Annotated in this window: 8 protein-coding genes; 5 read left to right on the forward strand and 3 right to left on the reverse strand. The window is 57.2% G+C overall.

The window, feature by feature from the left end; translation table 11 throughout:
- Nucleotides 1-206: 206 nt before the first annotated feature.
- The 5 genes from J9889_RS18830 (at nucleotide 207) to J9889_RS18850 (ending at nucleotide 3057) form a co-directional block, all read left to right on the forward strand.
- Nucleotides 207-749: a hypothetical protein gene (locus J9889_RS18830; protein WP_210557690.1), complete on the forward strand. Its 543-nt coding sequence runs from the start codon at nucleotides 207-209 to the stop codon at nucleotides 747-749.
- Nucleotide 750: 1 nt separating this feature from the next.
- Entirely contained in the window at nucleotides 751-1107 is a 357-nt protein-coding gene (locus J9889_RS18835; protein ID WP_021137998.1) for a hypothetical protein, read from the forward strand.
- Nucleotides 1108-1192: 85 nt separating this feature from the next.
- A complete protein-coding gene (locus tag J9889_RS18840; RefSeq protein WP_021137999.1) occupies nucleotides 1193-1507 on the forward strand; it encodes a hypothetical protein in 315 nt (104 codons plus the stop codon).
- A gap of 2 nt (nucleotides 1508-1509) precedes the next feature.
- Nucleotides 1510-1914, forward strand: a complete 405-nt coding sequence (locus tag J9889_RS18845) for a type IV toxin-antitoxin system YeeU family antitoxin (protein ID WP_080988641.1) — start codon at nucleotides 1510-1512, stop codon at nucleotides 1912-1914.
- Nucleotides 1915-2118: 204 nt separating this feature from the next.
- Nucleotides 2119-3057, forward strand: a complete 939-nt coding sequence (locus J9889_RS18850) for a restriction endonuclease (protein WP_171269279.1) — start codon at nucleotides 2119-2121, stop codon at nucleotides 3055-3057.
- A gap of 18 nt (nucleotides 3058-3075) precedes the next feature.
- Here J9889_RS18850 and J9889_RS18855 read toward each other — a convergent pair whose 3' ends face one another.
- From J9889_RS18855 to J9889_RS18865, 3 genes are all read right to left on the reverse strand, one after another.
- On the reverse strand, nucleotides 3076-3789 hold the full coding sequence (locus tag J9889_RS18855) for a SprT family zinc-dependent metalloprotease (RefSeq protein WP_005331303.1): 714 nt from the start codon (nucleotides 3787-3789) through the stop codon (nucleotides 3076-3078).
- Nucleotides 3789-6920: an HsdR family type I site-specific deoxyribonuclease gene (locus J9889_RS18860; RefSeq protein ID WP_210557692.1), complete on the reverse strand. Its 3132-nt coding sequence runs from the start codon at nucleotides 6918-6920 to the stop codon at nucleotides 3789-3791. The genes J9889_RS18855 and J9889_RS18860 overlap by 1 nt, the downstream gene beginning before the upstream one ends.
- Nucleotides 6921-6994: 74 nt before the next feature.
- On the reverse strand, nucleotides 6995-8059 hold the full coding sequence (locus tag J9889_RS18865; protein WP_210557694.1) for a macro domain-containing protein: 1065 nt from the start codon (nucleotides 8057-8059) through the stop codon (nucleotides 6995-6997).
- Between the last annotated feature and the right edge of the window lie 248 nt (nucleotides 8060-8307).

Raw genomic sequence — 8307 nt, forward strand, 5'->3', positions numbered from 1 at the left:
TCGCCCGCTTTCGCTGCGCCTGTAATGCAGCGGGTCAGCCGGTCGGTGAGTGGCAACGGGTAATTGTCGGGGCCTACGTCAACCACGGTAGTAATGACAAGCCGGATTGGAGTAGTCACACCTGAGCCACGGCCACCAGCACACACCCATGCTCCCATACAGCCCCTCACTCCGAGGGGCTGTTTGCATTTGAAGGAAGCCCAACCATGCACGACCTGCGTGATTACAAGACCCTGACCGCTCGGCAGATCACCACTGCCATCGGTCAGCTCAACCACAACACCGCGCCGAAGATAATGACCCACCTGGGATTGCGGGCCAGGCAGCCGCAACCACTCGGTAATGGCCGTAGTAGAGCCAAAGCCCTCAAGCTGCTGCGCAGAGTCAAGAAGGCCCACAAGGCGGGGCGTATCCCGTTTGAACTTACAGTGACCGCCTGCCGCATCGACCGGGGTAGCCATCAGGCTGACCGCTACTACTACGACCGGACGCTACTGGCTCAAGGTTGGCAGCAATACGATACCGAGGAAGACGCCTGGTACTTCGGTATCTGGATTAATACCGAGAAGCTGGAGACCTTTACCTATGCCGAGGGAGATACCAGCCATGTGATTGCGCCAAACGTCGAGGCGTTTCGCGCTGAATTGGCGCGGCTATACCACTACCACCCACAAGCCCCGGCGTTTATCAGTATCGACCCCGAGGCCAACACTGTGACCCACCACGTTGAAAGCAAGCCGGAGGTATGAAATGGCCAAACACATCACCATCAAGGTGCCCGGCAAACATCCGCAAACCGGCGAGCTCACTACCTTCGAGCTCAAGGGGCAGCGCATGGATATCGACATCGGCGGACAAGCTGTGCCCTTTCTCATTCACGGGAGGGGCATCGGTACGTCGCTCACTCACATCCCAAGCGGCTACCGCATCGCATTGCTCGGCGGCTGGCTCACTGCGCGTTACGCAATCCCTGAGAATAAGCCCAGCAGAGCGACCTGCGCTCAAATGGCCATCGCCCGGCTGGTGGCTCAATACGGCTCGCGGCACCTGCTAGACCGGCTCAATTGCAAGCCGGTTATCAATGAGATGGCTGACTGCGCTCGTTGACGCCCTACTGTCTCCGCTCATCCACAAACAACATAAAGGGCCAGCCCTCAAAGGCTGGCCCCTTGCATCATTGGAGTCACCGAACATGACCCGTCTTATCACCGGACTCGAGGTGCATCGCTATGCCCCCGAGCTCAACAAACTGCACCTGCGAAACCGTCAGACACTACCCGCTCCCGGCATCACCACCATCAAGCAAGCCAAAGCCCGCCTGTTTGCTCGTTGGCAACCTGGGCATCAGGTGACCATCACCGTGAGCCATCCCGACTACATCAATCTTTCTCGGCTCTACCGGGGGCGGCTGACAAACCTGACCGAACTCCCTGAGCACCTGACCAGACTACGCCAGCGCCACAACGTGCCCGGCACCTGCATCGACATTCAACTGAGGTATCGCTAATCATGACCACGACAACCACCCACACCAACAACCAACACCCCGTAGCGCCAGACCACCCCACTCGGATTTTTGCACAGTGGGGTTTGCCCCATACCGTGACGCCACGCTTTGGCGCTCGTCTGATACAGAGTCGCTACCGGCTCGATTTTCTATCCGATCGGGCCAGTCTGATCGGTGAATGGAGTGAGACGCAGATAGCCAAGCTCGACCTGGCTTTCCCGGAGATCATCAAGGCTCTGGAAGCCAAGCTGCTAACCGGCGAGCTGGATGCTCAACGTCAGCACTGCATCACTATCCAGCACGGCGGCTTTACCTGCGAAGCCGACACCCTCGGTAGCCATGGCTATGTCTATATCTGTATTTACCCTGCGGCGAGCATGGACGCCAATCCTGACCGCAAGGCGTGACCACACATCCGCTTGTGGTAACATTTTTAAACCTACTCGTCCGTGATAAGTGGGTGGGTCTTGGGGAAGGCCAATTCATGACCTTCCCTTTTTTTGGTGACGCTGTTTTTTTTGAGGTTGCTCCCAGTGACTTCGATACCAACTGGCCCCAAGTAGGTCGCTGTGACAAGATAAGCCCCTGTTTTATCTCGATCTGGTTGCCCGATGAAAGAAACCCTGCCCAGCTATGAAGCCATGATGCCTGCCGTGCTCAAGGTATTGGCCGATGGTGTCGCCCGCTCTCTACGTGAGGTATTCGAGCGGGTTTGCCAGCACTACGCCTTTACTCCGGAGCAGTTGGCTGACACCTTGCCCAGTGGTCGCCAAACCACGCTGCGCAGCCGGGTTGGCTGGGCCAAGACCTATCTGGTCAAGGCAGGACTCATCGAGCAACCCAAGCGGGGCATTTGCCTTATCACCGAACGGGGTAAGGCGGCGCTAGTCTCGGGACATACTATCGACAACCGCTATCTGGCCCAATTCAACGAGTTCGTGGCGTTTACCCTGGCCTCCAGTGAGAGCGCAGGCAATACGCAACAAGCCATAGCGATCCCGACAGACACGCCAACACCAGAGCAGGCCAGCACCCCTCAAGAGCAGATTGAGCAGGCACTATCTGCCATCAATCGCTCCCTTGCCGATGACCTGCTTGCCGAGATCTTGGGCCTTTCCCCTCGTTTCTTTGAACAGCTGGTGGTCGATCTGATGGTGGCCATGGGCTATGGCGGCAGCCAGCAGGATGCCGCCCGCACCACCCGTTACCAAAGCGATGGCGGCATCGATGGCATCATCAAGGAAGACCGGTTGGGGCTCGACTCCATCTACCTGCAGGCAAAGCGCTACACCGACAAAACCGTGGGGCGTCCCGAGATCCAGTCCTTCGCGGGGGCGCTGGATCTGCACAAGGCCCGCAAGGGGGTCTTTATCACCACCTCCAGCTTTAGCCGTGAGGCGCAGGAGTATGTCGGACTGATTGAGAAGCGCATCGTGCTGATCGACGGTGCCCGTCTTGCCGCCCTGATGATCGAATACGGCGTCGGCGTCACTACCCGCCAGACCCTCACCATTAAAACCCTGGATTCAGATTACTTTTTGGAAGAATAAATCGTGGCTAAACCAGCCCTAATACCCCCACCGATTAAATGCCAGCGGCATCTTGTTGAGCTTCTCGCGATGCTCGCGCCAGTTGGGCAGATGGGTATCCATCAGTGTGATAAATCGCTGGTTATGTTTGCGCTCTAACAGGTGAACCAGCTCGTGCACCACAATAAATTCCAGGCATTCAGGGGGCTTCTTGACTAATTCGAGGTTGATCCAGATGCGGGATGTATCTGTTTTGCAGCTCCCCCACATGGTCTTCATCCGTTTGATACCGACAAACGAAGGGGTGACGTTGAGCAAGGCCTGCCACTTGGCCATCAATATCGGCAGCCGCTGGCGTAGCAATTGGCGATACCAGCCCAGTAGCAAGGCTTCTCGCTTCGCGGCGTCATAATGAGCGGGAACCCGCATCCGGATCCACCCCCCTTGTAGCTTGACGCTGTGCGCTCCCTCAACCGGGATCACCTCCAATCGATAGCCCCGTCCCCAAAGGTAGTGCGTCTCGCCGCTGCACATCTGGCGCTCGCTCTGACGTGGCTGCGCCTGAAAGTGGGCCTGTTGCTGCCGGATCCACGGCAAGCGTCTGACCACGGCCATTCTGATGGCCGTCTGTGACAGCGACGCCGGGGCCGAGACGCGCACGCGACCATCAGGGGGCAGCACATTGATGTGCAGGTTCTTGATCCCCTTATGCTGCAACTCCAGCGTGAGCTCACCAATGGTGATCAGGGGCATCAGTGGTACTCCTGCTGCGCTTTCACCAGCTCCATCACCTCGGCAACGGTCACATCGTATCCCTTGGTTTCTTCGGCAATGGCAAACGCGATCTCCCGCTCCTTGAAGCGATCGCCATACCAATCGGCCTTCTTGGTATAACGCACGGCGGTATCAATCCTGTCCACCAGCAGCTCATCCTTGCCCAGATTGTCATAGAGTGCCCGTTTGGCTGCCGTGTCTATGCTCTCTGGGTAGGCGCTCTGGCTATGGCTCTGTGGATATTTCACCTGCTTGGCCAGCTCGCGGACCTTTTCCAGATACTCCTGATAGGAGATGGCCTGCTGGCGGCGCAGATCGATCAGCTCATCGAGCAGCACCGACATCCTCTCGTAGTATTTGGGGTTGACCGGGTTCTCATCGACGATGGTCCGGCGCACGTTGTTTTCAATCGCCTCGGCCATCGACTCCTGATTGTCGCGCATCTCCTTGGGCAACCCATCCAGCGCCTCGGGGCCGCGCTGGATAATGAGCTCCAGCAGCCCCAGCTCCTCAAAGTCCATCAGCGTCTCGCTGGGGTCGGCATCCACCCACAGATCCAGCATCTGGCGCATGCCCGGCTCGAACTGCTTCATATCCACCAGATCACCACTGGCCAGCTTGATCTCATCCCGGACCTTGGCGAAGTGTTCGACCTCCTGCTTGATCGAGGCGGCCTGCGAGGCGCTGTAACCCGCCTCCTCCAGCTCACCCGCCAGATTGGTAAAGGCGCGGATCAACTTGGCCACCAACTGATAGAGGGTCAGCCGCAATGCCTCTTTCTCGCTCAACGTCTCTTCATCGGCTCCCGGCTCACAACAGAAATAATGCTGATAATCGAGTTGCGACTTGGGCGCCTTCACCGGCTCACACAAGGCACGGACGGCTTCCAGAGCGTTATCCAGATCCTCTTTGGCCTGGGCCAGTCGATCCTTGAGCAGCCCGGCCACATCCTCCTTGTCATAACCCGCGAAGGCCTCGGCCGTATAGTCGTTGACCGTCTTCTCCAGCGACTTGAACAGGTCTTTGTAATCGATGATGTAGCCGTACTCCTTGTCGTCACCATCCAGCCGATTCACCCGACAGATGGCTTGGAACAGGTTGTGATCAGCCATCTTCTTGTCGATATAGAGGTAGGTGGCAGAGGGGGCATCAAAACCGGTCAGCAGCTTATCCACGACAATGAGCAGCCGCATCTGGCCCGGCTCTTTGATAAAACGCTGCTTGACCAGTTTTTCAAACTCTTCGACCCGCTTAGCCGCCTCATCCTCCGGCTGCTCGAAATAGTCGGCCAGCATCTTGCGATAGATGTTGTACTTGGCCAGCTTCTCCGTCAGCCCCTCGCCCGTCTCCTCGCCCTTGATCTCGCTGGCATTGGGTTGGTAACTGGTGACGATGGCGCACTTGCCAGCAAAACCGGCCTGGCTGAACATCTCGTAACTTTTGCAGGCTTGATAGACGCTGGCGCAGACCAGCATGGCATTGCCACGACCATCGGCCAGCCGGGGCTTGCGCTCGAAGTCGAGCAGAATATCGGCCACTATCTGCTCCAGCCGCGAACGACTGGAGAGCAGCTTCTGCATTGAGGCCCACTTCTGTTTAAGCTGCTGCTTGCCCAGCCGCGAGAGATCCTTGGTCTTGGTATCGAACCACTCATCCACTTTTTTCTGGGATTTGACCCGCTGATCGATATCCCGCGCCTCGTAGCGCAGATCCAGCACCACGCCATCACTCACCGCCTCGTTGAACTTGTAGGTGTGAATGTAGGGGCCAAAGACCTCGATGGACTTTTTTTTGTCCTGCTTCATCAGCGGTGTGCCGGTAAAACCGATAAACAGCGCCTCTGGCAACAGGCTCTTCATGGCCCCATGCAGCTTGCCGGACTGAGTGCGGTGGCACTCATCGACAAACACAAACAGCTGCCCCTTGGGGCTGAAGTCCGAGGGCAAACTGCGGCGCATATCAGCAATAAAATCATCCGAGCTGCCATCATCTTCGTCATCCGACTCGCCTTCTGGCGTGCGACCGAACTTGTGTACCAGCGAGCAGATAAGCCAAGGGTTATGGGCATGCAGACGGGTCACCAGATCGGCACCGCTTTTGGTGCGCAGGATCTCCTCCTCCACCCCACTGAATACCTTCTCGATCTGCTCATCGAGTTCGGTACGGTCGGTGATGATAAGCACCCGACTGTCGGTCACATTTTCGCGGATCCACTTGGCCAACCAGACCATGGTCAGGCTCTTGCCGCTGCCTTGGGTGTGCCAGATGATGCCGCCATCCCGGCGGCGGATATAGGCCTTGGCGGCACGGATGCCGAAATACTGGTTATGGCGGCAGGTTTTCTTGGTGCCCGCATCAAACACGATAAAGTCGTGGATCAGCTCCAGAAAGCGCGCCTTACTGCACAACTGCGTCAGATGCTGGTCCAGCAGATTGGCACCCGGCAGATCGACATGGTCGGAATGGATTGGATCGGCTGGCTCTTTCCACTCCAGATAGTATTTCTCGTGGGTTTCGATAGTGCCGTAGCGCACCCCTTGGGTGTCGTTGCCCGCCATCACCAGCTGCATGGTGGTGAAGAAGTTACGGATAAAATCCTTCTTCTGGTTATCCAGGTTCTGGTGGATACCTTCGGAGACAGAGACGGTAGATCGCTTGAGTTCAATGACGCCAAGGGCAATGCCGTTGACATAGAGCACCAGATCCGGCCGTTTCTTATGCTCGCCTTTGACCGTCACCTCTTCGGCAATGGCAAAGTCGTTGGCCTGCGGATTGGTCCAATCGATCAACCAGACAGTCTGGTTCTGCTCGCCAGCCCCGACTTTTTCTTTCACGCCATAACGCAGCAGGCGATAGACCTCCTTGTTGGCGTCATAGAGGAGGCGCCCTTCGCCCAGGCTCGCCGCCCGATCCAGTTGCCTGAGTACCTTGGGGATCAGCGCCGCGTCCACACCACGCCCCACCAGCCATGCGGTCAGCAGTTCCGGCTCGACATTACGGTTGTTCTCCCGTGTATGCCAATCCCCCAGATAGCGATAGCCCAGCTCCGCTTGAAATAACTTGATGACGCGGTTCTGGGTTGCCCGCTCCCGTTGGCCGACTGAAATCATGCTCTCTATCCCTGTTATTCTCTCAAGCCGCCGCGACAACCGCGCAGCCGCTCTTATTTGTTACACCCACTTCGTTACACCAATCCCTGCTGCAAACGGGTCAAGGCGATCTGCAGACTGCGATCATCAAACAGCCGCGCCTTGCGCTCACCCCACGGGGTTCCCGCTGGCCAGCGATGCAACCCCTCTCGCAGCGCGCTCAGCGTCGGCGCACAGCCCTCTTCGGCTATCAACCAATCGACCGTGGCCAATAACTCCATGCCATAGGGCGACTCAAAACCGTCGATTAACGCGGTCGTCTGCTCCAGTATCGATAAAAATGCTTTGGCCTCGGTATGGAGATAAACGGCAAGCTCTTGTTTTTTGGCCTCATTAAACCAGATGACATCAAACGGCTTGCTATCCGGGATGCGCTTGTCGGACTGCAGATAACTGCCGTCCATCGCATTGAGCAGATGAGTCAGATTGTTGGCATAAGGGCCATAACGATGGGCCTTAAACTGCAACTGCAACGGATCCCCCAGCGGGTTGCGGCCAATGACCCGAGCCAGAAACCAGGCCAGCTTCTGGATTTCCAGCAAGCTGCACTCCATCCCTAAAAACCAGTAGCGACGTACCAGTTCAGCAATCAGGGCCCGAGCCGGAGTCAGCTCCGCCACCCCGCCGCGCTTGGCCACATTTTGGTATTGGCTACTGGGCTCATAGAGCAGGATATCGATATCCAGATCGCCCAGTGCCGTTTCAATCGCCTGTTTGACCTCTGGCCAAGGCAGACCACCGTTGCCAGCCCCCAGCGGCGGAATGGCAATCGAAGAGACCTGCTGCGCCTGTAACCAGGCCCGCAGATCCTGCAAACCATCCTGGATCCACGCCATCTGTGCCGGATTGCGCCAGTGCTGTTTGGTCGGAAAATTCACGATCCAGCGCGGCCCCAGCAGCTCACCCGTCTGGGTAATAAACATCTTGCCGGTGACGACATCACCCTGTTTGCACGCCTCGGCATAGGCGCGCATATTGGCCGGGAACCGCTCCTTGAACATCAAGGCGATCCCCTTGCCCATGACACCGACGGTGTTGACGGTATTCACCAGCGCTTCCACCGGAGCATCCAGCAGATTGCCTGTTGTATATCGAATCATCTGAAATACCACCCATCACGGACATAGACGGGGCGCGCGACCCCGACCCGATTCATGCATTGTTCCACGCGGTTCTTTATCTCTTCGTTGTAACACACCACGCCGTAAGTATTCACCGGAACAGTATTGACACAGGAAAAATGAGACGATCGTCTCTTGATCCCACTTTCCTGCTTGCTTGATCCTGCTCCTTAGATACGCTCCCCCCATGAGCAAAAACACCATGCATTCCGCGGGAATGCCCACCA

The sequence above is a fragment of the Aeromonas sp. PrichA-15 genome (assembly GCF_017939245.1).
Classification (GTDB): Bacteria; Pseudomonadota; Gammaproteobacteria; order Enterobacterales; family Aeromonadaceae; genus Aeromonas; species Aeromonas caviae.